Genomic DNA, 26,566 nt, shown 5'->3' on the forward strand with positions numbered 1-26,566 from the left:
GATTAAGGATTTTTTAGAGCAGCGCGCCGATTGAACAGAGAAGGAGGCAGGGGACCTCCTTCTCGTCACGCTTACGAAGTGCCGCTACTCGTAATGTCCGAATGATGCTGCCTTTCTTCGCCCCAATTTTAAACGTCGATATTCCCCGCCTGCAGCGCATTCGACTCAATAAAGTGCCGCCGCGGCTCCACGTCATCTCCCATCAGCGTCGTAAAGATCTGATCGGCAGCAATGGCGTCCTCGATCTGCACCTTGAGCAGGCGACGCACCGTCGGATCCATGGTCGTCTCCCACAGCTGCTCGGGATTCATCTCGCCCAGACCCTTGTAACGCTGCTTGGACACGCCACGCTCCGCTTCCTCGCGCAGCCATTCCATGGCCTGCTGGAAGTCGCGCACGGCGAATTCCTTCATCTTCTCGCCTTCGCCGCGGCGGATGATGGCGCCTTCGCCCATCAGGCCCTGGAACGTCTCGGCCGAGTTTTCCAGCGTCTTGTAGTCGGCGCCGGCGACGAAGTCGGCGTCGATCGACGTCACTTGCACGTTGCCGTAGTGGATGCGTTCGATGCGCAGGCTGTGCTTGTCCGACAGTTCGTCCGAACGCACGCCCACCTTCACGCTCGTGTCGTGGATCGCGTCGGCCAGCGCCTGCGCCGATTTCTCGGCCGCTTCCTGGGTCGACAGGTCCAGCTTCACACCGGTCATGATGGCGGACAGGGCGGCGCGGTCGATCACGCGCGACAGGCGCATCATGATCGCGTTCGCCTTGTTGTACTTGTCGACCAGGTCGCCCAGCGCGCCGTCGGTGATCGTCTCCGCGCCTTCCTTCGGCATCAGGGCAGCACCGTTCAGGGCGAAGCGCATCATGTAGCTGGCTTCCTCGACGTCGTCCTTCAGGTAGCGCTCGTCGCGGCCGGCTTTCACCTTGTACAGCGGCGGCTGCGCGATGTAGATGTGGCCGCGCTCGACCAACTGCGGCATCTGGCGGTAGAACAAGGTCAGCAGCAGGGTGCGGATGTGGGCACCGTCGACGTCCGCGTCGGTCATGATGATGATGCGGTGGTAGCGCAACTTGTCGACGTTGAACTCGTCCGGGCCGATCGACGTGCCGAGCGTCGCGATCAGCGTCGTGATCTGTTCCGACGACAGCATCTTCTCGAAGCGCGCCTTTTCCACGTTCAGCACCTTGCCGCGCAGCGGCAGGATGGCCTGGAACTTACGGTCGCGACCCTGCTTGGCGGAGCCGCCTGCGGAGTCACCCTCGACGATGTACAGCTCGGCCAGCGCCGGGTCGCGCTCCTGGCAGTCGGCCAGTTTCGACGACAGGCCCAGGCCGTCCATCACACCCTTGCGGCGGGTGAGGTCGCGGGCCTTGCGGGCGGCTTCGCGCGCGCGTGCCGCTTCCACGATCTTGCCGCAGATGATCTTGGCGTCGTTCGGCTTTTCCATCAGGAAGTCGGTGAGCGTCTTCGCCACGATCTCTTCGACCGGGCCGCGCACTTCCGACGACACGAGCTTGTCCTTCGTTTGCGACGAGAACTTCGGCTCAGGCACTTTCACCGACAGCACGCAGGTGAGACCCTCGCGCATGTCGTCGCCCGAGATTTCGACCTTGGCCTTCTTGGCGAAGTCGTTCTCGTCGATGTATTTGTTGATCACGCGCGTCATCGCCGCGCGCAGGCCCGTCAGGTGGGTGCCGCCGTCGCGCTGCGGGATGTTGTTCGTGAAGCAGAGCACTTGCTCGTTGTACGCGTCGTTCCACTGCATCGATACGTCGACCGAGACATTGGTGCCGTTTTCCGACATACGGTCGCCCGTCGCCTGGAACACGGTCGGGTGCAGGACGGTCTTGGACTTGTTGATGTACTCGACGAAGCCGCGGGTGCCGCCTTCGAAGGCAAACACTTCTTCCTTGCCGGTGCGCTGGTCGGTCAGCTTGATGTTGACGCCGTTGTTCAGGAACGAGAGTTCGCGGATACGCTTGCTCAGGATCTCATAATGGAACTCGACGTGCGAGAAGATTTCCTCGTCGGCCCAGAAATGGACTTCCGTGCCGCGCTTGTCGGTTTCGCCGATAACCTTGATCGGCGAGACTTCCACGCCGTCACGGATTTCGATTTCGCGGTTCAGCGGAACGCCGCGCTCGAATTCCATCTGGTGCACTTTGCCGTTCTGGCGCACGGTCACGCGCAGCAGTTTCGACAGTGCGTTCACGCAGGACACACCCACGCCGTGCAGGCCGCCGGAGACTTTATAGGCGTTCTGGTTGAATTTGCCGCCGGCGTGCAGTTCCGTCAGGGCGATCTCGGTCGCCGAGCGCTTCGGCTCGTGCTTGTCGTCCATCTTGATGCCGGTCGGGATGCCGCGGCCGTTGTCGGTGATCGAGACCGAATTGTCGGAATGGATCGTGACGTGGATTTCGGAGCAGTAGCCGGCCAGGGCCTCGTCGATCGAGTTATCGAGCACCTCGAACACCAGGTGATGCAGGCCGGTGCCATCCGACGTGTCGCCGATGTACATGCCCGGACGCTTGCGTACCGCTTCCAGGCCTTCCAGAATCTGGATCGACGAGGCGCCGTACTCTTCCGCCTTGGCAGGGGAGGATTCCAAAACTGCTTGAGTGTTCTCGGACATGACTGCTTTCTCAAATAACGTGTGAATCAGACGGCGGGCGCGCGGGCCCGGCTGTCTTGTGTCGTCGGATTATGGCGGGACGCTTGCGCTACGACTTCGGTAGCTCAGCTTGGATTCCCGCCTTCGCGGGAATGACGGTTTTGAGGTACGCGGCCTTAAAACCGTCGCCCCTGCGCAGGCAGGGGCCCAATCACCACTTGAGTCCCCGCACAACAGGACGAATATATGGGCGCTTCGCCCTAATTAAATACGCATCGGCATGACGACATACTTGAAGTCGCCATTCTCCGGAATCGACATCAGCGCCGACGAATTCGAATCGCCCAGCGAGATATTCACCTGGTCGCACTTCAGGTTGTTCAGCACGTCCAGCAGGTACGTGACGTTGAAGCCGATGTCGATCGTGTCGCCGCCGTAGTCGATTTCCAGTTCTTCCACCGCTTCTTCCTGGTCGGCGTTGGTCGAGCTGATCTTCATCGAACCCGGAGAGATCATGCAGCGCACGCCCTTGAACTTGTCGCTCGTCATGATCGCGGCACGCTGCAGCGAGCGCAGCAGTTCATCGCGGCTGATCGTGAAGTCGTTCTTGTAACCCTTCGGGATCACGCGGGTGTAATCCGGGAACTTGCCTTCGACCAGTTTCGAGACGAGCTCGATATCGGCGAACGTCAGCTTGACCTGCGAAGCCGCGATGTCCAGGCGGACTTCGTCGTCGCTCTCTTCCAGCAGGCGCTGCAGTTCCAGGATGGTCTTGCGCGGGATGATCACTTCCTGGCGCTCGAACGTCTGCTCGGCCGTCACCTGGGAAAATGCCAGGCGGTGGCCATCGGTGGCGACGGCGATCACGTTGTTACCGTCCAGCACCAGCAGCAGGCCGTTCAGGTAGTAGCGGATGTCTTGCTGGGCCATCGCGAAGTGCACCATGTTGAACAGGTGCTTCAGCGTTTTCTGCGGCAGCGTGACGGTCGCGTTGTAGCTGTCGGCCACGGACACGGTCGGGAATTCCTCGGCCGCCAGGGTCTGCAGCGCAAAGCGCGACTTGCCGCTCTGGACGGTCAGGCGCTTGTTCAACAGGGTCATCGTGACGTCGCCCGATTCCGGCAGGGCGCGCAGGATGTCCAGCAGCTTGCGTGCCGCGACGGTCGTGCCCGTCTCTTCAGGACCCGAACCGATGTTGGCCAGGGTCGTGATCTGCACCTCGGTGTCGGTCGACAGGAACGAGACGCTTTCGCCAGTCTTGCGGATGAGGATATTGGCCAGAATCGGCATGGTGTGCCGACGCTCGACAATACCACTCACGATCTGCAGTGGCCGGAGAAGCGTGTCTCGGGTGGATTTGACCAGTTGCATAGATATCCTCGGTTATGGGTAGGGTAAAAATGTTGTACGCGCAATATTTTGCCAGAAATCATCGGGGGCACAGCCTTTTCCCCCGCGTTCACGCATCAGCCTTTCAGGGTCTGTTCCAGCACGTGCAATTCGTGGTTGCACTCGGCGTTCTTGGTACGGTCCTGGGCGATCTTGCGGACCGCGTGCAGCACCGTCGTATGGTCGCGGCCGCCGAACAGTTCGCCGATTTCCGGCAGACTCTTCTGCGTCAGCTCTTTCGCCAGGTACATCGCGATCTGGCGCGGACGCGCGATGTTCGCCGGGCGGCGCTTCGAATACATGTCCGCGACCTTGATGTTGAAGAAATCGGCCACGGTCTTCTGGATGTTTTCCACGGAGATCTGGCGGTTCTGCACGGACAACAGGTCCTTCAGCGCTTCCTTCACGACGTCGATCGTGATGTCCTTGCCGTGGAAACGCGAGTACGCGAGGATCTTCCTCAACGCGCCTTCCAGTTCGCGCACGTTCGAGCGCAGGTGTTTCGCGACGAAGAAGGCGACGTCGTCGTTCAGCATCACGCCTTCCGATTCCGCCTTCTTCATCAGGATCGCCACACGCATTTCCAGTTCCGGCGGTTCGATCGCGACCGTCAGGCCCGAGTCGAAGCGCGAGATCAGGCGATCGTCCATGCCCGTGATCTCTTTCGGATAGGTATCCGACGTGATGATGATCTGCTTTTTCGCCGCGATCAGCGCCTCGAACGCATAGAAGAATTCTTCCTGCGTACGGCTCTTGCCACCGAAGAATTGAATATCGTCGATGAGCAGCATGTCCAGCGAGTGATAGTAATGCTTGAAGTCGTCGAAGCCTTTGCGCTGGTACGCGGTCACGACGTCGCGCACATACTGTTCCGCGTGGATATAGCGGATGCGCGCGCCCGGCTGGTCGGCCATCACCTGGTTGCCGATCGCGTGGATCAAGTGGGTCTTACCGAGGCCCACGCCGCCGTAAAAGAACAGCGGGTTGTACGAGACGCCCGGGTTGTTGGCGACCTGGATCGCGGCGGCGCGCGCCAGCTGGTTCGCCTTACCGGTCACGAAGTTCTCGAACGTGAGGTCCGGGTTGACGCGGCTCTGCTCGCGGCGCGGATTGTTCGCGATGACATTGTCCGGCGTGACGACGGGCATCTCCGGCACGGTCTTGTCGGCGGCGGCGTTGATGCCCAGCGCGCCGCTGCTGGACGGCATCGGGGCTGGGGCCGACGACACCGCTTTTTTCGGCATGCTGTTCTTCGGGTCGAGCACGAACTGCACGTCGACCGGCCGCTGATAATGCTCGGACGCCAGCGCGGTGATGCGGTTGGCGAACTGCGACTTCACCCAGTCGAGCTTGAATCGATTGGGCGCCGCAATGCGCAGCTTGCCGTCCTCGTAGTCAAGGGCGACGAGTGGTTTGATCCACGCGGTATATTGCTGCGGTGTCAGCTCGAGCTCCAACTGGTTGGAACAGGTCTGCCAAAAGTTATCCATACATCGACTAAGTTAAGCGTAACACTCTATTTTACCTGTGTTCTCGCAAGTTATCCACAGGCGATACAGGAATTTTCCACCGAAACGGAAGCGCCTGACGTGCATGGGCAACCGTTTGCGGCGCACAATAACGCGGCCTTGACACAACTGCCGCCTTGACAGTTGAACTCAAAATGCTGAATAATTCAGGGTTCCCCGCCCGTACGCCTTGTTAACCCAACAAATGGCACACAGGCGACAAGCTTTGCTGTGGCGTGACGCTGGCTTAACAACTGCGAAATGTCATTGGCGCAATGCTGACTCAGTGTGAGCTCAGCCCCGATTTTGCATCTATTTTGCTTTAAGCGAGACCACCATGAAACGTACTTACCAACCTTCCGTCGTCCGTCGCAAGCGCACGCACGGCTTCCGCGCACGTATGGCTACCCGTGGTGGCCGCCTTGTCCTGAACGCTCGCCGCGCCAAGGGCCGCAAGCGCCTGGCTGTCTAAGCCCGGAAAGCCGCATCGACCACGCCTACGACCTATGTCAGGCGAAGGTTCGCACGACTTTGCGCGCGTTCGGCGTATCGTAAAAACGGATGAGTTTTCATCCGTTTTTCGTTTGCGCCCTGCACAAAAAACCGCGCATTTCGTGCTCTATACCCGACCGAATGCCCTGCCTCATGCGCGGCTGGGCGTCGTCGCGGCCAAACGTTTTGCGCCGCGCGCGGTCACGCGCAACACCATCAAGCGCATCACGCGCGAACTGTTCCGGACCACGCAGCTGCCGGCGCTCGACTGCATCGTGCGCTTGTCGCGTCCGGTCAATGGCAAGGACGGTCCGGCGACGACGTCCGCGTTGAAGGCGCAGTTGCGCGTGGAACTGGCACGCCTGTTCGCGTCGCAAATGCCGCGTCCGCGCAATGCCCAGGCCGCTCCACAGGCGGCAAGCGTTGCGCCTTCAGGCTCGCAACCGGGACTATCATGAACCGGTTGCTCGTCTGGCTGTTGCGCGGTTACCAGTTGCTGGTGTCTCCGATGCTCGGACAGAACTGCCGTTTCTTTCCGACCTGTTCCAATTACGCGATCGAGGCCGTCAAGATCCACGGCGCCGCGCGCGGCGGATGGCTGGCCCTGCGCCGCGTCTGCCGCTGCCATCCGTGGAACGACGGCGGCGTCGACCTGGTACCGCGTCCCGGGGAGCAGCATTCCTCACCAACCGCTTGCGGTTGCAAGCATTCCTGAATAAGACCAATGGAAATCAATAAACGTACCATCCTGTGGATCGTGTTCGCCGTCGCGCTGGTCGTCCTGTGGAACGACTGGATGGTGGCCAACGGCAAGCAGTCGATGTTCTCGGCACAGCCGCCGGCCAAGGTCGCGCAGGCACCGAACCCGGCCAAGCCGAACGACTTGCCTAATGACGCAACCTCAGCGGCGACGCCGACCCCGGCCGGCACCGTCCCGGGCACGCCCGCGGCACCCGCGCCCGTGCAGGCCCAGGTCATCACCGTCACCACCGACGTCTATAAAGTCGACATCGACACGGCCGGCGGCGTGATCCGTCGCCTGGAACTGCTGAAGTACCGCGACAAGGTCGACCCGAACAAGAACCAGGTGCTGTTCCAGGCCAACGGTCCGCGCGTCTACCTCGCGCAGACGGGCCTGACCGGCGCCAGCGCGGCCGGCGTCCTGCCGAACCACAACACCCCGTTCACGGTCCGTCCGGGCCCGCGCACGCTGGACAGCAACAACCAGGTGCAGGTCGTGCTGGATGCGGAGCAGGGCGGCGTGCGCCTGACCAAGACCTTCACGTTCAAGCGCAACGACTACGTGATCGACGTGCGCCACGACGTGACGAACCTGACCCAGGCACCGGTCACCCCGTCGCTGTACTTCCAGCTCGAGCACGACGGCATGAAGCCGGAAGGCGACACGTACTTCAACAGCAGCTACACGGGCCCCACGCTGTGGACGCCGGAAGAGCACTACCAGAAGCTGACGTTCGAGAAGGTCGGCAAGGGTTCGGCCGACCACGCCAAGCAGTCGAAGGATGGCTGGATCGCGATCTCGCAGCACTTCTTCGTCTCGGCGTTCATCCCGCCGGCGAACACGCAGCGCGACATCTACACGAAGTCGCTGGGTAACAACCTGTTCGCCATCGGCGCCGTCGAGCCGCTGGGCACCGTGGCACCGGGCGCGACCGTCTCGAACGCCGCGCGCCTGTACTCGGGGCCGCAGGTGCAGTCGCTGCTGGAAAAAGTGACCCCGGGCCTGGACCTGGTGCGCGACTACGCGTGGGCCGCGATCATCGCCAAGCCGATCTTCGCCACGATGAACTGGCTGCACTCGATGATCGGCAACTGGGGCTGGACCATCATCGCCTTCACCATCCTGATCAAGCTGCTGTTCTTCCCGCTGTCGGCGGCCGGCTACCGCAGCATGGCCAAGATGAAGACGGTGACGCCGAAGATGCAGGCGATCCGCGAGCGCCATAAAAACGATCCGGTCAAGATGCAGCAGGCGACGATGGAGCTGTACAAGGCCGAGAAGATCAACCCGCTGGGCGGCTGCCTGCCGATCCTGGTGCAGATGCCGGTGTTCCTGGCGCTGTACTGGGTGCTGCAGGCCGCGGTCGAGATGCGCGGCGCGCCGTGGGTGGGCTGGATCCACGACCTGACGGCACCGGACCCGTACTTCATCCTGCCGATCCTGTACGCGATCTCGATGTTCATCACGCAGAAGCTGAACCCGCAGCCGGCCGATCCGGTGCAGGCCAAGATGATGATGTTCATGCCGCTGGCGTTCTCGGTCATCTTCCTGTTCTTCCCGTCCGGCCTCGTGCTGTACTGGGTCGTGAACAACCTGATCTCGATGGCGCAGCAGTACGTCATCACCAAGAAGTTCGCGCCGGCCAAGTAACACCGGCCCGGTGACCGAAAAGCCCGTGTCCGCACGGGCTTTTTTGTTTGCACCTACAATCCGACCATGAAACTCGATACCTCTCCCATCGCCGCCATCGCCACCGCCCCCGGACGCGGCGGCATCGGCGTGGTGCGCGCCTCCGGCAAGAACCTCGCGCCGCTCGTGGCCGCGCTGTTCCCTGGCACGACGCTGGCGCCCCGCCACGCCACTTATGTGCCGTTCAAGGATGCCGCGGGCACCGTCATCGACGAAGGCCTCGCGCTGTATTTCAAGGCGCCCCACTCGTACACCGGCGAGGACGTGCTGGAACTGCAGGGCCACGGCGGCCCCGTCGTGCTGCGCATGCTGCTCGCGCGCGTGCTGGAGGCGGGCCGCGACGTGGACCTGCGCCTGGCCGAGCCGGGCGAATTCACGCGCCGCGCTTTCCTGAACGACAAGCTCGACCTCGCGCAGGCGGAGGCCGTCGCCGACCTGATCGACGCGTCCACCGAGGCCGCCGCGAAATCGGCGTCGCAATCGCTGTCCGGCGCGTTCTCGAAGGTCGTGCACGAACTGGTCGAGAAGACGATCAACCTGCGCATGCTCGTCGAAGCCACGCTCGACTTCCCGGAAGAGGAAATCGACTTCCTCGAGAAATCCAATGCGCGCGGCCAACTGAAAGGCATCGTCGACGCGCTGGAAGCCGTGTTCCGCCAGGCCGCGCAGGGCGCGCTGCTGCGCGAGGGGTTGAACGTCGTGCTGGTCGGCCAGCCGAACGTCGGCAAATCGTCGCTGCTGAACGCGCTGGCCGGATCGGACGTCGCCATCGTCACGCCGATCGCGGGCACGACGCGCGATAAAGTCAGCGAGACGATCCAGGTCGAGGGCATCCCGCTGAACATCGTCGACACGGCCGGCATCCGCGCCATCGACGAGGGCATCGACGTCGTCGAGCGCATCGGCATCGAGCGCACGTGGGGCGAGGTCGGCAAGGCGGACGTGATCCTGCACCTGCTCGACGCGAGCCTCGGCCCGGCCAAGGCCGACGAGGACATCGTCGCCGCGTTCCCGGCCGGCGTGCCCGTCGTGCGCATCTGGAACAAGATCGACCTGTCGGGACACAAGCCGTCCGTGGACCAGGGCGCGGATGCGGTCAACATCTACCTGTCCGCGCACGAAAAGATCGGCATCGACCTGCTGCGCGCGGAACTGCTGCGCATCGCCGGCTGGCAGCAGACGGGCGAATCGCTGTACCTCGCGCGCGAACGCCACCTCGTCGCGCTGCGCCAGGCGCGCGAGCACCTGCGGTATGCCGCCGAGCATGCGGCGCAGGATGACCAGTCGCTCGACCTGTTCGCGGAGGAGCTGCGGCTCGCGCAGGATCAGCTGTCCAGCATTACGGGGCAGTTCACGCCGGATGATCTGCTTGGGGTGATCTTCAGTCGCTTCTGTATCGGTAAATAAACCCGCTCCGGCGGGTTTTTTTACGACCATCGTGTGTGATTGTGTGTGCAAATTCGGCAACAAAAGCTTGCTAACATAGCCTCCGCCGCAGCTGCTGAAAGAACCCGCTTGCCCATTCCCGCCCTCCCGCCCGAACCGCCCGCCGGCGCCATCGCCTGGCTGTGGCGCGCCGCACCCGTCCCCGCGTTTTCGCGCGAAACGGTCGCCGTGGTCGACCGCCACATCTGGCTCGCCGGCGACAAGGTGCTCGTGCGGCCGGGCGCACGTCCGCGCGCGCTGGCGCGCGGGACGCGCGTGATCCCCGTCGTGCACGTCGAGATCGACCCGCTGCATCCCCCGGCGGGTTTGAAGCCCGCGGAAAGCACCGTGCTCGCCGCCATGCACAGTGCCGCACGCGCATCGACGTCGGGCTGGGTGCAGCTGGACCTGGAAGCACGGCCGTCGCAGCGCGCCGACTACCGCGACCTCGTGCACCGCATCCGCGCCGCGCTGCCGGGCGATATGCGGCTGAGCGTCACGGCGCTCGGCTGGTGGTGCCGTGCGCCGGCCTGGCTGGACGGGTTGGAGGCGGACGAAGTGGTGCCGATGTTCTTCCGCATGGGCCGCGACAACGAGGCGCTGCGCGGCATCGTGGCGACGCGGCCCGACGTGCTGCATCCGCTGTGCCGCGCGGGCAGTGCCGGCTTTTCGCGCCAGGAAGCGCTCCCGCCCGCGGTGGCGGCGCGCTACCGGCGCACGTTCTGGTTCGACGAAAAAGGATGGAGGGATTCCCGATGAAATACCTGCTTGCCTGTGCCGCCATCGCCGCCGTCGCGGCGAACGCGTTCGCCAGCGGCGACTATGGTCCCAGCTACACGATGTTCAAGGCTTACACGAAGCCGGACATTCCCAACGCGCGCTTCCAGGCCGGCGACCTGGGCGTGCTGCAGCCGGGCATGCGCCGCGTCTACCTGTACACGGCCTGGCGCGCGATCATGCTCGGCGCGCCGGTCGCGCAGAAGCTGGGCACCGAGAAAGGCCTGGACCGGGCCGACGGCAGCGCGTTCGGCTACGGGTGGGACCACGTCGACGGCGAGGACACGTCCGCGGATCTGGTCGGGCGCGCCGCCAAGGTATTGAACATCAAGATCGACGATCCGGCGGCGCGCATGATCGTGGCCTGTCCGGTGGCCGCCAATGCCTACGCGGCCGCGACCCTGCGCCAGCTGGAGGCGCGACCGGATGCCACCCGCGCGCGGGTCGATGCGTGGCTGCGCGCGCAATACCAGGTCGGCGAATCCTGCCAGCGCGCGGAGGATGCACGTTACGCGTATCGCACCGAGAAGCTGCCCGACATCGTCGCGCCGCAGCCGCTGCCCGCGACGGAGCCGGCCTACTGGCGCCAGCTGCGCGACTACCAGCGCGCCGCGTGGCAGTTCCACGGCGCCCACTATGCCGAGAGCACCGCGCTGTTCGACCAGATCGGCGCGACGGCCGGCCATCCGATGCGGGGTCTCGGCGCATATCTCGCTTTGCGCTCGGAAGTCCGGCGCGCCGTCGCTGCCGTGCCGCAGACGCCGCGCAATGAACGCGAGCGCCAGGCGCAGCTTCTCGACAAGCGCGGCGCCGCCATCGTGGCCGACGCATCGCTGCAGCCCATGCACGAACCGGCCCGCGCGCTGCTGCGGTCCATGCGCGTGCGGCTGACGCCCGAAAACCGCCTCGATGAATTGAACCGCTACCTGGATGATCCCGCGCACGACCCGTACGCGCTCGACCGCCTGGGCGACTGGTCCGTGCTGATGGACGAGGCCAAGCCGGAGCCCCTGCGCGGACAGTACGCCTTCGTCGACTGGGTCGCAACGCTGCAAGACTGCGCCGGCAGCCGCGATGGATCGTGCGCCGTCCCGGCACGCCATGCGCTGGAGCGCTGGCAGCGGGGGGCGAAGCCGCGCGGGCACACGGATCCGTGGCTGGTCGCCGCGCTGATGCTGTCCGAGGCGCTGACGCCCGCGCTGGAACAGGCCGCGCTGGCCGTCGACTCTTCCGATCCTGCTTACCTCACCGTGCGCTACCACCTGGCGAGGCTGTGCCGCCTGGCGGGCAAGCGCGATGCCGCGCGCGCCGTCGCGGACGCCGCGCTGAAGGGCAAGCTGTCGCCGGGCACGCGCAACCTGTTCCGCGAAGAGCGCTTCGCCGTCGCGACGTCGGTGCGGGACGCCGGCGCGTACCTGCTGCGCGCGAACGTCGACATGGCGAGCCCCGACGCCGCACCGGCCGAGGACATGCTCAACGACGATGCCATCGCGTGGTTCAAGCGCGGCCTGGCCGCCGCCGACATGCTCGAGCTGGCGCGCGTGGAGTCGCTGCCGCAGCCGCTGCGCGCGCGCATCGCGGGCGCGGCCTGGATCCGCGCGGCGCTGCTCGACCAGCCGGAGACCGGCCGCGCCGCCGCCGACCTGCTGGCCAGGCTGGTGCCGGCCACGGGCGACATGGCGACGCGCTACGCCCGCGCCGCCACGCCCGCCGAGCGCCGCCACGTGGCGCTGGTCGCGTCGGTCGCATTCGGCCTGTCCGCGGACCTCGACATGACGGCCCCGCCCGTGACGCGGATCGAGGCCGGCGACGCGACGGCGTCCGCCTGGTGCAGCTTCAAGCCGGACCGCCTGGGCGAGCCGACGAGCTTCACATGGCGCCTGCCCGCGACGCCGGAGCTGGGCGACACGGCGGCGCGCCGCGCGGAACTGGGCAAGCTGGAACAGCTGAAAACGGCCACCGGCACGTTCGGCGACGACGTGCTGGAATGGGCCGATACGCATCCGGCCGACCCGGAGCTGCCCTGGCTGCTGCACGTGACCGTGCTGTCGACGCGCGGCGGCTGCCTCGACAAGGATGCGTCGGCCCTGTCGCGCAAGGCGCACGCGCTGCTGCACAAGCGCTGGCCGAAGAGCGAATGGGCGCGCGCAACGCCGTACTTCTATTGATGTGTTAGGCTTCGCCCCATCCATGGACGAGTGAGGCGATGATGACGGCGATGACGAGACGGACGTTCGGCAAGGCGGCGCTGGCGCTGGCGGGCGGTGGCCTGCTGGCATCGTGCGCGACGGTGATCGGACCGCGCCGCGTCGAACTGTCGCAATCCCGCCTGCAGGCCGGCCTGGAGCGCCGCTTCCCGCTGCGCAATCGCATGCTCGAGCTGTTCGACGTGCAGCTGACCCGGCCGCGCCTCGCGATCATGCCGGAGACGGACCGCGTGGGCCTGTCCCTGGACGTGTCCGTGTCGCCCCCGTTCCTGCGCCAGTCGTGGAACGGCAGCCTGGCCATGTCCGGCCACCTGGTGCTGGACAATGTGCGCAATGCCGTCGTCCTGTCCGCCACGCACGTCGACAGCTTCGACGTCGATGGCATGGAGGGCGACCGCGCGCGCGACCTGGGCCGCGCCGCCGATCTGCTCTTGAATCAACTGATGCGCGACATGCCGGTCTACACCTTCCGCCCCGAAGACCTGCGCTACGCCGGCGTGCAATTCATTCCCACCCGCCTCGAGACGGCGCCCGGCGCCCTGTTCGTCACGCTGGAACCGGCGCGCTGACGGCATCCGGCGCGCCCGTCGTAAATCCGGCACGGCGGCTCGCACGATTGAACGGCCCGGCGCACGCATTGCCATTACTGCTATTATTTCGGGCAGTTGGATGGGCCGGCATCGGTGACGATGACGTCGGGGCACCGTGACTGTTGTTTCTTGAAAACTCGTGGGCAACAGGCGTTGCACAGGTAGCACATTCGGCGCACACTGGTTTGAAAGACCACGTACCGCAGAAGCGGGCACAAGCGCGCTTGCGCTTTCTCATGCACACGATGTTCCACTAAAGTAATCTCAGCGTTACTGACGTGCTGCCGGTAAGGGGGAAACCTTGGAAACGATACAGGAAAGTGTTCCGGACAAGAGCGTGCCTGTCGATCCGGCCGTCGCGGCGCCCATGAGTGCGGCGCCGGTGCCCGCCCGTCTGAGCCTGCCACCCAAGGGCGCGTGCTGGTATTGCGACAAACCGCTCGACAGCGTGCGCCGTTTTTGCGGCAAATCCTGCGCCGATTCGTTCGACGAAGAAGCGGAATACAACCGCTGAACCGCGGGCTGCGCGTCAGCCGCCCGCCCGTTCGCGCAGCAGCGCCAGGGCGCCGTCGAAGTCGAAGCCTTCGACCAGGTCCGCCACCTGGCGATAACATCCTTCCCCGAGTTGTGCGGCCAGCGCGCCGGCGCCTTCGCGCACGAGGTCGACCGCATCACCATTGCCTTCGTCGAGCAGCGCCATCAGGCGGTCGACGATAGCGTGATCCATCTCCGCCGGCCGCTGCGCCGGCGCCGTGGGACGGCGTTCCGGCAAGGTGAGCGCCAGCGCATCCAGTTCGCGCAACACCCGTTCCAGCTCATCCTGCAGGCGCGCGAGGCTGCCGTGGACGTCGCCCGCGCCCCCGCGCAACAGGCCTTCCACGATGTCGGCCTGGCGCCGCAGCGGTACCGCCTCGATCATGCCGGCGGCCCCTTTCAGCGTGTGGACGAGGCGCAGCGCCAGCGCGGTGTCGCCCTGGTCGTGCGCGGTGCGGATGCCGGCCGCGCCATGGCGGTATTCGTTGCGGAAGCGCGCGAGGACGCGTCCGAACAGGGCCCCGTCGCCCATCAGGCGCGCGATGCCGCCCGCGTGGTTCACGGCGGGGGCATCGTGTGCGTCTGGCGGGAAACGGTGGTCGGGACTGTCCATGCGTTTTATTTTGTCGTGAATGACCAGGTGCGGCCGATCGGGACACCGTCGATGGCGCCCGAGAAGCTGACATCATACGTGGTCGCGGACGCCAGCTGGGCCAGAGGCACGATCGCCGCCGCCGACTTTGTGGTTGTATTCGAATCCTTGCCCAAGGCCAGCAGACGCGTCTCCAGGTCGCTACTGGTCCCGTGTGCGCGCATCGTGAAACTCTGGACCGTCAGTGTGCGATCGAGGTTCGTGTGCACGCTGACCGGGTAGCCGACGACGCTGCGGTCGGGCACCGGATCCGGTTCCTCGTAATCGCTGTTGAAATTGTTCGGGACCTGGGTCTGGCCATTGAACGGCCACGTGACGATCGTGCCCGCGGCGATGCCGGTCCCGTAGCCGCTGTTGGTGACGAAGTCGGCGGTAAAGTAGCTGTAATTGGCGGACGTCGTCGCCGCACCTGCGCCGATTTCCTTGAACACGGGTTCGAAGATCACGAAGCGGTGGTAGATCGCCGTGATCAGTTCCTCGGCCATGTAGAAGCCGGAACCGTTCGAGGTGGCCGAAATGACTTCGCCGATCGCATTCGGCGACCCGAACACGTAGCCGGCATTCTGCAGGCGGTCCTGCAGGCGCGCGCCCGTGTAGCCGGTCTTGCCGGCGGTCTGGTCGTGCGTCACCACGTTGTTGATGCGCTGGTAATCGGAATGGCCCTGGGCCGCGGTGTCGATGACGGCGTTGCGCGCCAGCGCCGGCATACCGATCTGGCTGCGGCGGTAGTTGATCCAGTTCAGGCCGTCGGTGGCGATGTTGTTCGTCGCCGTGGGCGCCGAGGCGTCCTGTCCCGAGAATCCGGTGGAGGGAGTCACGTTCGGGGCGCCGGCACTGCTCCCGCCGCCGCCCCCGCCGCAGGCGACGAGCGCCCACGCCGCGGTACAGGCGAGGGCGATCTGCCGCACGCGAAGCATATTGTTCATCATATATCACTCCCGGCGTCGGTCCTGATGGGGTAAAGGAGCCTCCATTCTAGGCGAAATCGGGGCCCGGTGACGATCGTAAGGACAATCGCGGCCCCGGCATAAGCCCATGTAAAATAAGCCATTCTTCCGCTTTTAACGAATTCCAGTGAATCCGACCCGCCAGCAGCGCCTCGCGCGCGCCAAGTTTGCCCTGCCCAGTTTCGTGACCCTGCTGTCGATTGCCTGCGGTTTCGGCAGCATCGTGATCTCGGTCGACAACGCCCCCGTGGGCGATCCGTCCGACTATCGCCTGGCTGCGATCCTGCTGGTGCTGGCGGGCGTGTTCGACGCGCTCGACGGCTTCGTCGCCCGCGCCACCAACACCCAGTCCGCGTTCGGCGTGCAGCTGGACTCCATCGCCGACGTGATGAATTTCGGTTGCGCGCCCGGGCTGCTGCTGTACTGCTACGGCTTCGCCCAGATGGGCGCCGCGCACCCGACCCTCGTGCGCATGGGCGGCCTGGCGTGCTTCGTGTTCGTGGCCTGCGGCGCGCTGCGCCTGGCGCGCTTCAACGTGATGGTCGGGAAGACGGACCCACGCTACTTCGTCGGCATGCCGATCACCGCGGGCGCGGCGTGCGTCGCCTCGGTGGTGGTCGCATGGCCGGACCCGGTGGCCGACATGGCCGGTGCCTTCCTCGTCATGCTGCTGATGGTGGCCGTCGGCACGCTGATGGTGTCGACGATCCGCTTCCCCAGCTCCAAGCAGCCGAAATCGAAGGCGGCGCTCGTCGCGCTCGTCGTCTGCATCGCGCTGCTGGCGCTGTTGCGCACGCGCTTCTTTGCGCTGTTCTTCGTGTTTTATATCAGCGCGACGCTGCTGCTGAACATCGCGTGGCAGGGTGGGTGGACGAAGATTGCGCCGCCGAAGGTGTACGAGGACAACGTAGAGGACTGAGGGCGGACTAAGCGAACTTGTCGAACATGGCGGCCAGGCGCGCCGCCGCCGCTTTCGCTTCCTCGACGTCGCCCGCATTGCCCGTATGGGTGACGATGCTGGCGGTGAGGAGCTGCACGAACGACCGGTCCAGCGCCTTGCGCGCGGCGGCCATCTGCTGGGCCACGGCGTCGCAGTCGGACGGCGCGTCGGCCAGCGCGATCAGCTTCTGCACGCCGCGCAGTTGGCCTTCCACGCGCGCGAGGCGGTTCAGCAGGTCCTTCTTCTGCTGCGCCGTCAGCGCGCGGCCTTCCACGATCTTGAGGGGTTCGCCCATGGCGGCGTAGGCTCCTACGCGACCTCGTGCCCGCGCGCGGCGCGCAGGATCGTGAACCAGTCGGCGCGCGACAGCTGGAACGTGGTGCCGGCGACGGCGACCGCGATCGCCTCCGCGCGGCCGCTGCCCGTCAGCGGGATGGGACGCGACGGCAGTTGCAGGATCCACGCGAACACCACGCTGGCGAACGGCTGGTGCAGGCGGTCGGCGATCTCCTTGATCACGAGGCGCAGGTTTTCCGCGTTCGCGTCGTTCGACGTGAACAGGCGGCCGCCGGCCAGTGGCGACCAGATCATCGGCGCCACGCCTTTATCCTGCAGGCCGTCGAAGGTCTCGTCGAACATCGGCGCCACGTGCAGCGGCGAGAATTCGACCTGGTTCGTCGACAGTTCGATGCGGCGGTTCAGCGCCTCGAACTGGTGGCGGCTGAAGTTCGAGACGCCGAAGTGCAGCACCTTGCCGTCCTGCTTCAGGCGCGAGAATGCGTCCGCGATCTCGTCGAAGTCCATCAGCGGGTCGGGGCGGTGGATCAGCAGCAGGTCGAGGCGGTCCGTGTGCAGCTGGCGCAGCGATTCCTCGGCGGACGCGACGATGTGCGCGGCGCTCGTGTCGTAGTGCTGGATGGTGTGCTGCGGGCGTTTATTGGACAGCAGCTTGATGCCGCACTTGCTGATCAGCTGCATGCGGTCGCGCAGCGACGGCTGGGCGCGCAGCGCTTCGCCGAACAGGCCTTCGACGCCGTAGTTGCCGTAGATGTCCGCATGGTCGAACGACGTGACGCCCAGCGCGATGCATTGCTCGATGAAGGCGATGCGCTGCTCCACCGTCATGTCCCAGTCGCCCATGCGCCACATGCCGGCGACGATGCGGGACAGTTCGAGGTCACCGTTCTTGCGGGGGGCGATGCGCGGGCAGGACAGGTCGCGGGGGAGGGCTGGGTTCATTGCGTTTTTTCCAGGTTGACGGATCACGTCATTATAAAACGTCGTTCCCGCGGAAGCGGGAACCCATGCTGAGGTGATCGAGGACGCTCAGTATGGGTTCCCGCCTGCGCGGGAACGACGGTGTTTACAGGCAGGTGATTACTTCATCCAGAGGCGCATCGAGTCCCACGCCCGGCCAAAGATCGACGCTTCCTGCACCTCTTCCAGCGCCACGACCGGCAGCGCCAGCAGCGGCTTGCCGTCGACGTTCATCTTCAGCGTGCCGACGCGGCTGTTCAGGGCCAGCGGCGCAACCAGCGGGTCCTTGCGTTCCAGGACCGGCTTCATTTTCTGCGCCACGCCCTTCGGCACGGTCACCCACACGTCGTTCGGGAAGCCGATCTTGACGTTCGACTTGGAGCCCTTCCAGATTTCCGGGGTCAGGATGGCCTGGCCTTTCGAATACAGTTTGACGGTGTCGAAGTTCTGGAAGCCCCAGTTCAAGAGCTTCTGGCTTTCCGCCGTGCGGTTGCCGTCCGACGTGGCACCGGACAGCACCGAGATCAGGCGGCGCTCGCCCGCCGGGCCGTTCGGGCGGTGGGCCGACGCGATCATCGAGAAGCCCGACGCTTCCGTGTGGCCCGTCTTCATGCCGTCCACGGTCGGGTCCAGCCACAGCAGGCGGTTGCGGTTCTGCTGCTTGATGCGGTTGTATGTGAATTCCTTGACCGAGTCGATCTTGTAGAACTCGGGGAAATCCTTGATGACGCGCGCAGCCAGGATCGACAGGTCGCGCGCGGTGGAGTAGTTGTCCGGCGACGGCAGGCCGTGCGGGTTGGCGAATTTGGTGTTCTTCATGCCCATGCGCTCGGCGTCGCGGTTCATCAGGGTGACGAACGTCGCTTCGTCGCCGGCGACGGCTTCGGCCAGCGCCACGGCCGCGTCATTGCCCGACTGGACCATCAGGCCGTACAGCAGGTCGCTGATCTTGACCGGGGTGGCGGGGTCGATGAACATCTTCGAGCTGCTGCCGTCGACCTTCCAGGCGCGGACCGACACGTTGACCATCTGGTCCAGCGTGACTTTCTTGTCGCGCACGGCTTCGAACACGACGTAGGCCGTCATGACCTTGGTGAGCGACGCCGGCTCGATGCGGGTATCCGGATCCTGCGAGGCGATGATCTGGCCGCTGGTCGCGTCCAGCAGCAGCCACGAACGGGCGGCGATTTGCGGGGCCGGCACCTGCTGCGCTTGGGCGGCCGACATCAAAAGGGCACTGGCGGCGAGGGCCGCGATTAACTTTTTCATGGAAGACAATTCAGAGGATTACGTGGATTGTGATGCGATAGACAATGCTCGAAAGCATTGCCTTGAAAGAAGATCGCATCATTATAGGCCAGCGTTCGCCTCAAATGTCACGTCTCCACAATTGCGCGACAAGATTTTTAATGTGGACGAGCTTGCGGTGGAAGAAGTGGTCGGCGCCGGGGATCACGGTCACGGGGATGTCGAGCGGGCGCGCCCAGTCGAACACGTGCGCGAGCGGTATCGTATCGTCAAGTTCGCCGTGGATCAGGATCGTGTCGGCCGGGACTTCCGGCATCGGCCACTTGCCGGCGGCCGTACCGACCAGCGCCAGGCGCTCGGCCGGGCGGCCCTGCTGGATCAGGCGCTGTTGCAGTTGTGCCTGCACGAAGGTGCCGAACGAGAAGCCGGACAGCGCGTACGGCAGGCCCGGATACTGTTCGATCATGTGGTCGAGCATGATTTCCATGTCGTCCACTTCGCCGCGGCCTTCGTCGTGCACGCCTTCCGACTCGCCCACGCCGCGGAAGTTGAAGCGGGCCGTCACGTAGCCGAGGCCGACGAAGGCGCGGGCCAGTGTCTGCGCCACTTTATTGTCCATCGTGCCGCCGTACAGCGGGTGCGGGTGCGCCACGAGGGCGATGCCGACGGGCGTGCCTTCCGGTTCGTCCAGCACACACTCCATCTTGCCGGCGGGGCCGGTCAGGTAAAACTTCTGGGAATTCTTGTTCATTGCTTGTTCAGGCGTACTTCGTCAGATCTTCAGGCGTTCGACGACCTCGCCCTTGACGAGGTGGCGGTCGATGATTTCGTCGATGTCGGAGTTGTCCACGTAGGTGTACCAGGTGCCCTGCGGGTAGATGACCACGACGGGGCCTTCCTCGCAGCGGTCCAGGCACCCGGCCTTGTTGATGCGCACCTGGCCCGGGCCGTTCAGGCCCAGTTCCTTGACGCGTTTCTTGGCGTGCTGCTGCGCCGCTTCCGCGCCGCTCTTGCCGCAGCTGGGGCGGCAGTCCTTGCCTTCGCGTTCGTTCAGGCAGAAGAACACGTGGTGTTGATAAAAGGGTTTGTCGTCGTTCATGTCGGTTCCGGATGGCGTGTATCTTTCATATGATACGCCGTTATCAAGAGCGATTCAGCCGGTGCGACGGCAGCAGCAGGAACCACAATGCGATGATGGGCCAGGCCATGTCGAGGAACTGGGCCGCCCCGTTGAAATTCAGGAATTTACCCTGCTGCCAGGCCTGCAGGGTGGAGACGAAATACGGGTTGGCGGGAATCGTGTTGACGACGATGAGCGACAGTACGAGCGTCACGACGGCCAGCCGGCGCTGCGCGACCTGGGGCGCGAACGCAAGGCCCGTCAGCATGATCAGTCCGATCAGGAAGCCGCCTTCGGCGCCCGGCGTGACCCACACGAACGCATTGTCGGGCGCGAAGAACAGGGAACTGGCGAGCGTCTTGACGACGATGCCGACGCCGACCAGCGCCAGCATCAGCGACAGCCGCGGCGCGCCGCGGCGCGTGAGGCACAGCAGCGTGAGGGCGGCGCCCGTCATGCCGCACGCGGTGATGATGGTTTCAGAGAGCCAGTATTGCTCCACGCTCATCGGCACGTCGCCGCGCAGCATGGTCACGAGGTCGATGTCCGTATCGAGCCAGTCGGACAGCCATTCCGACAGCAGCGGCAGGATCTGGCCGTTGCCGAACAGGTAGTTCTGCGGATAGACCTGGGCCAGCGGCCACAGCGCGACGAGCACGAGGCCCTGGCTCGCATGCGCCGCGAACCAGCGCTGCCGCAGCAGATACAAACGGCTGCGGTCGAGCAGCATCGGGGCGAACCACGCGCCGATCACCGCCCCGGCCAGGCAGCCGCCCGCATTGGTCAGCAGGTCGAGGCTCGACGGCACGCGGCTGGGCAGGTAGTTCTGCACGACCTCCATCGTGCCCGAGACGAGCAGGCCGACGACGGCCGCGATGGCGACCGCCCACAGGCCACGCACGCGCGGATGCAGCGCGAGCACGATCAGGATCCCGAACGGCATGTAGCCGACGATGTTGACCATGACGTCGAAGCCGGTCCACCAGCGCGGCATCTGCAGGACGAGGAAGGCGAACGGCGACAGGCCGCTGCTGCGCCAGCCGGAGAACGGGAACCAGCTGGCGTAGATGATCAGCAGCAGATAGGCCAGCAGCGCCGCGCGCGCCACCGGCGAGGCGCGCGGGCCGGCAGCGTCTTCCGTCTCGGTCATCGTCGGTTGAGATTCAATGTGCCCAGCCACGCCACGATGTCGGCCGCGACGGCATCGGTGCTGGCCGCGAGGGCGCGCGCGCCGCCGGCCGCATCGGCGCTGGGCGCGGCGACGGCCTGGCGGAAGCTCTTCTGGTCGACGAGCGTATGGCCCTGGAACACGGAGGCGCGCACGGCGACGACGCCGGTGCTCTGGCTCACGCCGCCGAAGTCGTGGATGAATTCATCGACATCGATGCGCAGCAGCGGGATGCCGGCGGCCGCATCCGTCTCCGACAGCACGCGCGCACCTGCCTGCGCGAGCCGCGTCTTGAAGCGCTGCGTCAGCAGCTGCAGCGGATTCGCCGTCCAGCGGCTGTTCGCATAGGTGCGGGCCTGCAGCGGGTCGGCATAGCTCAGGCGGTAGAACATGCGCTCGCTGTCCAGGGCACTCGAGCCGGTGACGTCGGTGACGACCACCGCGCCGAGCATGCCCTGTGCCTGCGCTTGCGCGGCCGTGGCGGGGCCGAAGTCGAATTGCGTGGTGGGCTGGCCCTTCTGCGAGGCGCAGGCGGATAGGGTCAAGGCCAGGGCGGCAGCGAGAATGATGCGGGTCGGATGCATGGTCGCTGGGTTCCTCATTTGGTCGGGGGGACGAAGCCGGGTTCGCCCGGGCCGGGTTCGGCGGCCGGTGCGCCGAACAGGATGCTTTGCGGGCGGTCGCCCAGGTTCGTCACGGTGCGGCGCACGGCGCGCAGCGAGGTCTTCGCCTCGTCGGCCATGTCGACGACGTGCGGCAAGGTTTGCAGCTCGAGGTCGGATGTCACGCCGCCCAGCGAATCGATGGCCGCGCCGGCGCGCTCGACCGGGCCGCCCGGGGCCTGCAGGCTCGTCGCGAGGCGGTCGTAGTTGTGTGCGGCGGCAGTGACGCTGGTGGAAAGCTCCTGTACGGAGCCCATCGTGCGGTCGAGTTTATCCGCCAGCGCGGGCAGGCGCGCCAGCGTGGGTTGCAGCTGGCCCGGGATCTCGGCATACGCGGCGGCGGCCTTGTTGATGCTGTCGAAGGCGCCCGTGAGCTTGTCCTGGTTTTCTTTACTGAGCACGTTGTTCAGGCTGTCCGTGATGCGCTCCGTTTTTTCCAGGATCGCGAGGCCGCGCTTTTCCAGTTGGTCGAGCAGGCCGGGACGCAGCGGGATGCGCGCCACGTGGCCCTTGTCGCTCTGCAGCAGCGGGGAGCCGGTGCGGTCGTCGTCGAGCTGGATGAAGGCGATGCCCGTCACGCCCTGGTAGCCGAGCGAGGCGAACGTCGTCTGCGTGACGGGCGCGCCTTCCTCGATCGAGAGCTTGATGAGGATCTGGCCCGTCACGCGCGGATCGAACACGATGTCGTCCACGCGCCCGACTTCCAGGCCGCGGTAGCGCACCGCGGCCTGCGGGTTCAGGCCGGGGATGGTCTGCGTGGTGACGATCTCGTACGGATGCATCGTGGTGCGGTCGCGGTTCAGCCACAGGCCGATCAGGATGGCCGCGACCAGCAGCGCGACCGTGAAGAAGCCCGTCATGAGGGCATACGATCTGTTTTCCATGTCAGTCTTCCGACTCCTTTCTTGCGATGCGCTCTTCCAGCACTTCCAGCGCCCGCTGGCCGCGCGGCCCCAGGAAAAAGTGTTTGATGAAGGGGTGCTGCACGCGCAGCACGTCGCACGACGGTCCCACCGCGATCACGTGCTTCTCCGCCAGCACGGCGATGCGCGAGGACAGCGCGAACAGCGTGTCCAGGTCGTGCGTGACCATCACGACGGTGAGTTTCAGCTCGCTGTGCAGCGTCTGGATCAGCGCCACGAACGAATCGGACAGGTCGGGGTCGAGGCCCGCCGTCGGCTCGTCGAGGAACAGCAGTTGCGGCTCGAGCGCGAGCGCGCGCGCGAGGGCCGCGCGCTTGATCATCCCGCCCGACAGGTCGGACGGCATCTTGTTCGCGTCGCCCGGGCCGAGTCCGACCATGTCCATCTTGAGCAGCACGGCGGCGCGCACGACCTCCTCGGGCAGGGCGCGCAGTTCGCGCAGCGGCAGGGCGATGTTGTCGAATACCGTGAGCGCGGAATACAGCGCGCCCTGCTGGAACAGCATGCCCCAGTGGTTGCGCATGCGCTGCAGCTGTTCCGGGCTGGCGCTGCTGACATCCTCGCCGAACACCCGCACGCAGCCGCTGGACGGCCGCTCCAGGCCCAGCATCTGGCGCAGCAGCACGGTCTTGCCGGTCCCGGATCCGCCCACGATGGACAGGATTTCGCCCGCATAGATGTCGAGGTTCAGGTCCTGGTGGACGACGGTGCGGCCGAAGCGCGTCCACAGGTTGCGGATCTGGACGACCGGCGGCCCGACGTCTTCCTCGGGCTCGCGGTTCAGTTGCTGCGGCGGGCGTTGGGCTGGTTGAGCAGGATTCGCCATCAGAAGCCCACTCCCGAGAAGATAATCGCGAACACGGCGTCGGCCAGGATCACGACGGTGATCGCCGTGACGACCGACGTCGTCGTGCCGCGGCCCAGGCTTTCCGTGTTCGGTTTGATGCGCAGGCCGAAGTGGCACGAGACGAGCGCGATCAGCATGCCGAACGCGACGCCCTTCGCGAGGCCGATGGTGTAATTCACGATCGGCACGGCGGACGGCAGCTTCTGGATGAAGTAGCGCATCGTCAGGTTCAGTTCGATCTTCGCGGAGACCATGCCGCCGATCAGGGCCATCGCATCCGTCCACACGACGAGCAGCGGCATCGCCAGCGCGAGCGCGACCACCTTGGGCATGATGAGACGGTAGCCGTGCGAGATGCCCATCACCAGCATTGCGTCGAGTTCCTCCGTCACGCGCATCACGCCCAGTTGCGCCGTGATCGACGACCCGGAACGGCCCGCGACGAGGATCGCCGCCAGCAGCGGCCCCAGTTCGCGGATGATGCTCATGCCGAGGATGTTGACGAGGTAGATGTCGCCGCCGAACATGCGCAGCTGCTGCGCCGACAGGTACGACAGCACGACCCCGATCAGGAAGCCCACGAGCGCCGTGATGCCGAGCGCCTGGAAGCCGGAGTGATAAATATTGGCCGACACTTCGCGCCAAGGTCCGGACAGCGGATGGCGGATGAAGCGGCCGATGTCCTGCACCACCTGGCCGATCAGGGTGATCGCGCCGCGCAGGTGTTCGAAGAAACTCAGCACGCCGCCGCCCAGCGTGATCACCCATTGCAGATGGCTCTTGCGCGTGCGCGGCAGCTCGATCCGGCCGGATTTCTCGATGCGCTCGAAGAGTTCTTCCTGCTTCGGGTCGAGCTTCAGCTGCTCGGGGCGGCGCTTGCCCCACGAACTCCAGAACAACTGGGCGCCGATGTGATCGAGGCTGGCGATCTCGGAGAGGTCCCAAACGACCGGCTTGCCGGCGAGGGATTTCAGCGTCTTTTCGATGTCCTTGAAGCCGCGCCGGGAAAACGCGTGGACCTGCCATACGCCGCGCGCCACCACGGATTGCCCCGCGCCGGCGTCTGGGTGTTCGATGGTTAATGTTGGCGCATTTTCAATCCGCATTGCGGCAGTGTAAAAGAGATTCGCGACTGCCGCCACCAGCGCTACGTTACCGTGACCGGATAGCGTTCGGTGGCGCACATTGCCGTGTTTACGCTGCGAGGTGGCGAACCTGGCGCTCGGGTGCTGCGTGCGTCGACTTGTCGGCCGGCTTGTGGGCGCTGCCGGCGTAGTCGCTCGCGATGAGGGCGGCAGCGTCGGCGGCCGGCATGCCCTGGCGCTGCAGCCAGGCCTGCACAAGCTTGGCCAGGCGGTCGAGCGCGATGCGGTGGGTGGCGTCGAGCTGCGTGTAGATCCAGTCCGAGAACGCCATGAAGTTGGCGAACGGGCTGTCGCCCAGCAGCACCTTGACCGTGTGGGCGAAGCGGCCGGAGTTCGCGACCAGGTCCCAGTAGCGGGCAAAGCGCACGAGCCGTTGCATGGTGGCGAAGTCGATGCGGTCGGTGGCCAGCACGGTGTAGGGCGGGTACGGCTCATACACCATCTTGTACGGTTCCGTGTGGCGGATGATCGGCGTGCCGCGCAGGCGCTTGAGGATGCCGAACTGGATCTCGTGCGGGCCGAGGGCGACCAGTTGGTCGAAGCCGCGCGCGAACGATTCGACGTCTTCGCCCGGCAGGCCGGCGATCAGGTCCACGTGCAGGTGGGCGTGCGATTGCGTCGTGAGCCAGCGGATGTTGTCCGCGGCCTTGGCATTGTCCTGGCGGCGGCTGACGAGCGTCTGCACTTCCGGGTTGAAGCTCTGGATGCCGATCTCGAACTGCAGCGCGCCGGGCGGGAATTGCGCGATCGTCGCCTTCAGCGCTTCCGGCAGGTGGTCCGGGACCAGTTCGAAGTGGGCATAGACCGGATCATCGGGATTCGCCGCGATCTTGTCGAGGAAGAACTGCATGATGCGCTGGCTCGTCTTGACGTTCAGGTTGAATGTGCGGTCGACGAATTTGAATAATCGTGCGCCGCGCTGGTACAGCGTCTCCATCTCCGCGAGAAAGGTGTCGATGCCGAATGGCCAGGCCGTCTTGTCCAGCGACGACAGGCAGAACTCGCATTTGAACGGGCAGCCGCGCGACGCTTCCACGTAGAGGGTGCGGTGGGCGATGTCTTCGTCGCTATATAAGGTGTAAGGCAGGGAGATGTCCGCCATCGGGGGCTGCACGCCCGCATGCACCTTCATGATCGGCTTGGGGCCATTAAGGATCTCGCCGCACAGCTTGGGGAAGGTGATGTCGCCCCAGCCGGTGACGACATAGTCGGCCAGGCGCGCGATCTCCTGCTCGTTCGTCTCGTACGAGACTTCCGGCCCGCCCAACACGACCGTCACCTCGGGCGCGACGCGTTTGAGCATTGCGACGGCCTTGGTCGTTTCCTCGACGTTCCATATATAGATGCCGAAGCCGACGATGCGCGGCTTCTTCGCCAGCAGGCGTTCGACGACCTCCACGGTCTTCGCGCCGATGACGAATTCCATCAGGCTCGTCTGTTCCTGGAGCTCGCCCATATTGGCCAGCAGATAGCGCAGCCCGAGCGCAGCGTGGGCGTAGCGGGCATTGAGGGTGGAGAGCAGGATGGTCATGGCGGTGCGGGGAGGACGGCAAAGGATGCATTGTAGCGGGACTTGCGGCCCGTATGCGACGCTGGTATGATTCGGTCCCTCGTCGCAAACGACAGGCCTTCAAACGGTTCTGAACGCTTCGATGGGAATAAAAAGAAGTTGACGAACATCGCGAAACACTG

General features: G+C 65.2%; 26 protein-coding genes. 10 read left to right on the forward strand and 16 right to left on the reverse strand.

Annotated features, from left to right (window positions below; genetic code table 11):
• Nucleotides 1-128: 128 nt before the first annotated feature.
• The 3 genes from gyrB to dnaA all read right to left on the reverse strand — a co-directional run bounded on the left by gyrB (nucleotide 129) and on the right by dnaA (nucleotide 5,491).
• A complete protein-coding gene (gene gyrB / locus ACEN9G_RS14275) occupies nucleotides 129-2,633 on the reverse strand; it encodes a DNA topoisomerase (ATP-hydrolyzing) subunit B (RefSeq protein ID WP_413338526.1) in 2,505 nt (834 codons plus the stop codon).
• 243 nt (nucleotides 2,634-2,876) lie between these two features.
• Nucleotides 2,877-3,983 carry a DNA polymerase III subunit beta gene (gene dnaN / locus ACEN9G_RS14280; protein ID WP_413338524.1) on the reverse strand — a complete coding sequence of 369 codons (1,107 nt, stop codon included), beginning with the start codon at nucleotides 3,981-3,983 and terminating at the stop codon, nucleotides 2,877-2,879.
• A gap of 95 nt (nucleotides 3,984-4,078) precedes the next feature.
• Nucleotides 4,079-5,491 (reverse strand): chromosomal replication initiator protein DnaA, encoded by a 1,413-nt coding sequence (gene dnaA, locus ACEN9G_RS14285; protein WP_371763268.1) that lies wholly within the window; start codon nucleotides 5,489-5,491, stop codon nucleotides 4,079-4,081.
• A 355-nt stretch (nucleotides 5,492-5,846) separates the two neighbouring features.
• On the opposite strand from dnaA, the gene rpmH reads away from it, so the two are divergent.
• The 9 genes from rpmH (at nucleotide 5,847) to ACEN9G_RS14330 (ending at nucleotide 13,945) form a co-directional block, all read left to right on the forward strand.
• Nucleotides 5,847-5,981, forward strand: a complete 135-nt coding sequence (gene rpmH, locus ACEN9G_RS14290; protein WP_075796440.1) for a 50S ribosomal protein L34 — start codon at nucleotides 5,847-5,849, stop codon at nucleotides 5,979-5,981.
• A 34-nt stretch (nucleotides 5,982-6,015) separates the two neighbouring features.
• Nucleotides 6,016-6,459: a ribonuclease P protein component gene (gene rnpA, locus ACEN9G_RS14295; RefSeq protein ID WP_413338521.1), complete on the forward strand. Its 444-nt coding sequence runs from the start codon at nucleotides 6,016-6,018 to the stop codon at nucleotides 6,457-6,459.
• Complete coding sequence (gene yidD / locus ACEN9G_RS14300; protein ID WP_056126914.1) at nucleotides 6,456-6,716, forward strand: membrane protein insertion efficiency factor YidD; 261 nt, start codon at nucleotides 6,456-6,458, stop codon at nucleotides 6,714-6,716. The genes rnpA and yidD overlap by 4 nt, the downstream gene beginning before the upstream one ends.
• A 9-nt stretch (nucleotides 6,717-6,725) precedes the next feature.
• Nucleotides 6,726-8,393 (forward strand): membrane protein insertase YidC, encoded by a 1,668-nt coding sequence (yidC, locus tag ACEN9G_RS14305; protein ID WP_413338519.1) that lies wholly within the window; start codon nucleotides 6,726-6,728, stop codon nucleotides 8,391-8,393.
• Nucleotides 8,394-8,459: 66 nt separating this feature from the next.
• Entirely contained in the window at nucleotides 8,460-9,839 is a 1,380-nt protein-coding gene (mnmE, locus tag ACEN9G_RS14310) for a tRNA uridine-5-carboxymethylaminomethyl(34) synthesis GTPase MnmE (protein ID WP_413338517.1), read from the forward strand.
• Between the two features lie 108 nt (nucleotides 9,840-9,947).
• Nucleotides 9,948-10,616: a hypothetical protein gene (locus ACEN9G_RS14315; protein ID WP_483126719.1), complete on the forward strand. Its 669-nt coding sequence runs from the start codon at nucleotides 9,948-9,950 to the stop codon at nucleotides 10,614-10,616.
• Nucleotides 10,613-12,802 carry a hypothetical protein gene (locus ACEN9G_RS14320; RefSeq protein ID WP_483126720.1) on the forward strand — a complete coding sequence of 730 codons (2,190 nt, stop codon included), beginning with the start codon at nucleotides 10,613-10,615 and terminating at the stop codon, nucleotides 12,800-12,802. The genes ACEN9G_RS14315 and ACEN9G_RS14320 overlap by 4 nt, the downstream gene beginning before the upstream one ends.
• A 50-nt stretch (nucleotides 12,803-12,852) precedes the next feature.
• On the forward strand, nucleotides 12,853-13,410 hold the full coding sequence (locus ACEN9G_RS14325; RefSeq protein ID WP_413341917.1) for a DUF1439 domain-containing protein: 558 nt from the start codon (nucleotides 12,853-12,855) through the stop codon (nucleotides 13,408-13,410).
• A 322-nt stretch (nucleotides 13,411-13,732) separates the two neighbouring features.
• Complete coding sequence (locus tag ACEN9G_RS14330) at nucleotides 13,733-13,945, forward strand: hypothetical protein (RefSeq protein ID WP_413341915.1); 213 nt, start codon at nucleotides 13,733-13,735, stop codon at nucleotides 13,943-13,945.
• A 15-nt stretch (nucleotides 13,946-13,960) separates the two neighbouring features.
• Here the strand turns inward: ACEN9G_RS14330 and ACEN9G_RS14335 are convergent, their stop codons facing one another.
• A complete protein-coding gene (locus ACEN9G_RS14335) occupies nucleotides 13,961-14,578 on the reverse strand; it encodes an Hpt domain-containing protein (RefSeq protein ID WP_413341913.1) in 618 nt (205 codons plus the stop codon).
• A gap of 5 nt (nucleotides 14,579-14,583) precedes the next feature.
• A complete protein-coding gene (locus ACEN9G_RS14340) occupies nucleotides 14,584-15,543 on the reverse strand; it encodes a CAP domain-containing protein (RefSeq protein ID WP_413341911.1) in 960 nt (319 codons plus the stop codon).
• Between the two features lie 148 nt (nucleotides 15,544-15,691).
• Between ACEN9G_RS14340 and pssA the strand changes: the two genes are divergently transcribed.
• Nucleotides 15,692-16,483 (forward strand): CDP-diacylglycerol--serine O-phosphatidyltransferase, encoded by a 792-nt coding sequence (pssA, locus tag ACEN9G_RS14345; protein ID WP_413341909.1) that lies wholly within the window; start codon nucleotides 15,692-15,694, stop codon nucleotides 16,481-16,483.
• Between the two features lie 7 nt (nucleotides 16,484-16,490).
• Here pssA and ACEN9G_RS14350 read toward each other — a convergent pair whose 3' ends face one another.
• The 11 genes from ACEN9G_RS14350 to ACEN9G_RS14400 form a co-directional block, all read right to left on the reverse strand.
• The gene (locus tag ACEN9G_RS14350) at nucleotides 16,491-16,799 is read right to left on the reverse strand and encodes a metal-sensitive transcriptional regulator (protein ID WP_413341907.1); all 309 of its coding nucleotides are present in this window, start codon (nucleotides 16,797-16,799) and stop codon (nucleotides 16,491-16,493) included.
• 14 nt (nucleotides 16,800-16,813) lie between these two features.
• Nucleotides 16,814-17,743, reverse strand: coding sequence for an aldo/keto reductase (locus tag ACEN9G_RS14355; RefSeq protein WP_413341905.1), 930 nt, complete (start codon nucleotides 17,741-17,743; stop codon nucleotides 16,814-16,816).
• A 138-nt stretch (nucleotides 17,744-17,881) separates the two neighbouring features.
• Complete coding sequence (locus ACEN9G_RS14360) at nucleotides 17,882-19,030, reverse strand: D-alanyl-D-alanine carboxypeptidase family protein (protein ID WP_413341903.1); 1,149 nt, start codon at nucleotides 19,028-19,030, stop codon at nucleotides 17,882-17,884.
• A 100-nt stretch (nucleotides 19,031-19,130) separates the two neighbouring features.
• Nucleotides 19,131-19,760: an alpha/beta hydrolase gene (locus tag ACEN9G_RS14365; protein WP_160410777.1), complete on the reverse strand. Its 630-nt coding sequence runs from the start codon at nucleotides 19,758-19,760 to the stop codon at nucleotides 19,131-19,133.
• A 21-nt stretch (nucleotides 19,761-19,781) separates the two neighbouring features.
• Nucleotides 19,782-20,108 (reverse strand): (2Fe-2S) ferredoxin domain-containing protein, encoded by a 327-nt coding sequence (locus ACEN9G_RS14370; protein WP_105380024.1) that lies wholly within the window; start codon nucleotides 20,106-20,108, stop codon nucleotides 19,782-19,784.
• 43 nt (nucleotides 20,109-20,151) lie between these two features.
• Nucleotides 20,152-21,279 (reverse strand): VanZ family protein, encoded by a 1,128-nt coding sequence (locus tag ACEN9G_RS14375; RefSeq protein WP_413341901.1) that lies wholly within the window; start codon nucleotides 21,277-21,279, stop codon nucleotides 20,152-20,154.
• Nucleotides 21,276-21,881 carry an ABC-type transport auxiliary lipoprotein family protein gene (locus tag ACEN9G_RS14380; RefSeq protein WP_413381340.1) on the reverse strand — a complete coding sequence of 202 codons (606 nt, stop codon included), beginning with the start codon at nucleotides 21,879-21,881 and terminating at the stop codon, nucleotides 21,276-21,278. Before ACEN9G_RS14380 ends, ACEN9G_RS14375 begins: the two co-directional genes overlap by 4 nt.
• Before the next feature lie 14 nt (nucleotides 21,882-21,895).
• Nucleotides 21,896-22,843 carry an MlaD family protein gene (locus ACEN9G_RS14385; RefSeq protein ID WP_413343607.1) on the reverse strand — a complete coding sequence of 316 codons (948 nt, stop codon included), beginning with the start codon at nucleotides 22,841-22,843 and terminating at the stop codon, nucleotides 21,896-21,898.
• A 1-nt stretch (nucleotide 22,844) separates the two neighbouring features.
• Complete coding sequence (locus tag ACEN9G_RS14390; protein ID WP_413343609.1) at nucleotides 22,845-23,708, reverse strand: ABC transporter ATP-binding protein; 864 nt, start codon at nucleotides 23,706-23,708, stop codon at nucleotides 22,845-22,847.
• Nucleotides 23,708-24,835 (reverse strand): MlaE family ABC transporter permease, encoded by a 1,128-nt coding sequence (locus ACEN9G_RS14395; protein ID WP_413343611.1) that lies wholly within the window; start codon nucleotides 24,833-24,835, stop codon nucleotides 23,708-23,710. The genes ACEN9G_RS14390 and ACEN9G_RS14395 overlap by 1 nt, the downstream gene beginning before the upstream one ends.
• An 88-nt stretch (nucleotides 24,836-24,923) precedes the next feature.
• On the reverse strand, nucleotides 24,924-26,405 hold the full coding sequence (locus ACEN9G_RS14400) for a B12-binding domain-containing radical SAM protein (RefSeq protein ID WP_413343613.1): 1,482 nt from the start codon (nucleotides 26,403-26,405) through the stop codon (nucleotides 24,924-24,926).
• Nucleotides 26,406-26,566 lie beyond the last annotated feature (161 nt).

The organism is Massilia sp. Masssp94 (genome assembly GCF_059491305.1).

Bases quoted from the DNA above. Each gene is read 5' to 3' on its own strand.
- gyrB (WP_413338526.1), bottom strand. From the start codon at position 2,633: ATGTCCGAGAACACTCAAGCAGTTTTGGAATCCTCCCCTGCCAAGGCG.
- dnaN (WP_413338524.1), bottom strand. From the start codon at position 3,983: ATGCAACTGGTCAAATCCACCCGAGACACGCTTCTCCGGCCACTGCAG.
- dnaA (WP_371763268.1), bottom strand. From the start codon at position 5,491: ATGGATAACTTTTGGCAGACCTGTTCCAACCAGTTGGAGCTCGAGCTG.
- rpmH (WP_075796440.1), top strand. From the start codon at position 5,847: ATGAAACGTACTTACCAACCTTCCGTCGTCCGTCGCAAGCGCACGCAC.
- rnpA (WP_413338521.1), top strand. From the start codon at position 6,016: ATGTCAGGCGAAGGTTCGCACGACTTTGCGCGCGTTCGGCGTATCGTA.
- yidD (WP_056126914.1), top strand. From the start codon at position 6,456: ATGAACCGGTTGCTCGTCTGGCTGTTGCGCGGTTACCAGTTGCTGGTG.
- yidC (WP_413338519.1), top strand. From the start codon at position 6,726: ATGGAAATCAATAAACGTACCATCCTGTGGATCGTGTTCGCCGTCGCG.
- mnmE (WP_413338517.1), top strand. From the start codon at position 8,460: ATGAAACTCGATACCTCTCCCATCGCCGCCATCGCCACCGCCCCCGGA.
- ACEN9G_RS14320 (WP_483126720.1), top strand. From the start codon at position 10,613: ATGAAATACCTGCTTGCCTGTGCCGCCATCGCCGCCGTCGCGGCGAAC.
- ACEN9G_RS14325 (WP_413341917.1), top strand. From the start codon at position 12,853: ATGACGAGACGGACGTTCGGCAAGGCGGCGCTGGCGCTGGCGGGCGGT.
- ACEN9G_RS14335 (WP_413341913.1), bottom strand. From the start codon at position 14,578: ATGGACAGTCCCGACCACCGTTTCCCGCCAGACGCACACGATGCCCCC.
- ACEN9G_RS14340 (WP_413341911.1), bottom strand. From the start codon at position 15,543: ATGAACAATATGCTTCGCGTGCGGCAGATCGCCCTCGCCTGTACCGCG.
- ACEN9G_RS14350 (WP_413341907.1), bottom strand. From the start codon at position 16,799: ATGGGCGAACCCCTCAAGATCGTGGAAGGCCGCGCGCTGACGGCGCAG.
- ACEN9G_RS14355 (WP_413341905.1), bottom strand. From the start codon at position 17,743: ATGAACCCAGCCCTCCCCCGCGACCTGTCCTGCCCGCGCATCGCCCCC.
- ACEN9G_RS14360 (WP_413341903.1), bottom strand. From the start codon at position 19,030: ATGAAAAAGTTAATCGCGGCCCTCGCCGCCAGTGCCCTTTTGATGTCG.
- ACEN9G_RS14365 (WP_160410777.1), bottom strand. From the start codon at position 19,760: ATGAACAAGAATTCCCAGAAGTTTTACCTGACCGGCCCCGCCGGCAAG.
- ACEN9G_RS14370 (WP_105380024.1), bottom strand. From the start codon at position 20,108: ATGAACGACGACAAACCCTTTTATCAACACCACGTGTTCTTCTGCCTG.
- ACEN9G_RS14375 (WP_413341901.1), bottom strand. From the start codon at position 21,279: ATGACCGAGACGGAAGACGCTGCCGGCCCGCGCGCCTCGCCGGTGGCG.
- ACEN9G_RS14380 (WP_413381340.1), bottom strand. From the start codon at position 21,881: ATGCATCCGACCCGCATCATTCTCGCTGCCGCCCTGGCCTTGACCCTA.
- ACEN9G_RS14385 (WP_413343607.1), bottom strand. From the start codon at position 22,843: ATGGAAAACAGATCGTATGCCCTCATGACGGGCTTCTTCACGGTCGCG.
- ACEN9G_RS14390 (WP_413343609.1), bottom strand. From the start codon at position 23,708: ATGGCGAATCCTGCTCAACCAGCCCAACGCCCGCCGCAGCAACTGAAC.
- ACEN9G_RS14395 (WP_413343611.1), bottom strand. From the start codon at position 24,835: ATGCGGATTGAAAATGCGCCAACATTAACCATCGAACACCCAGACGCC.
- ACEN9G_RS14400 (WP_413343613.1), bottom strand. From the start codon at position 26,405: ATGACCATCCTGCTCTCCACCCTCAATGCCCGCTACGCCCACGCTGCG.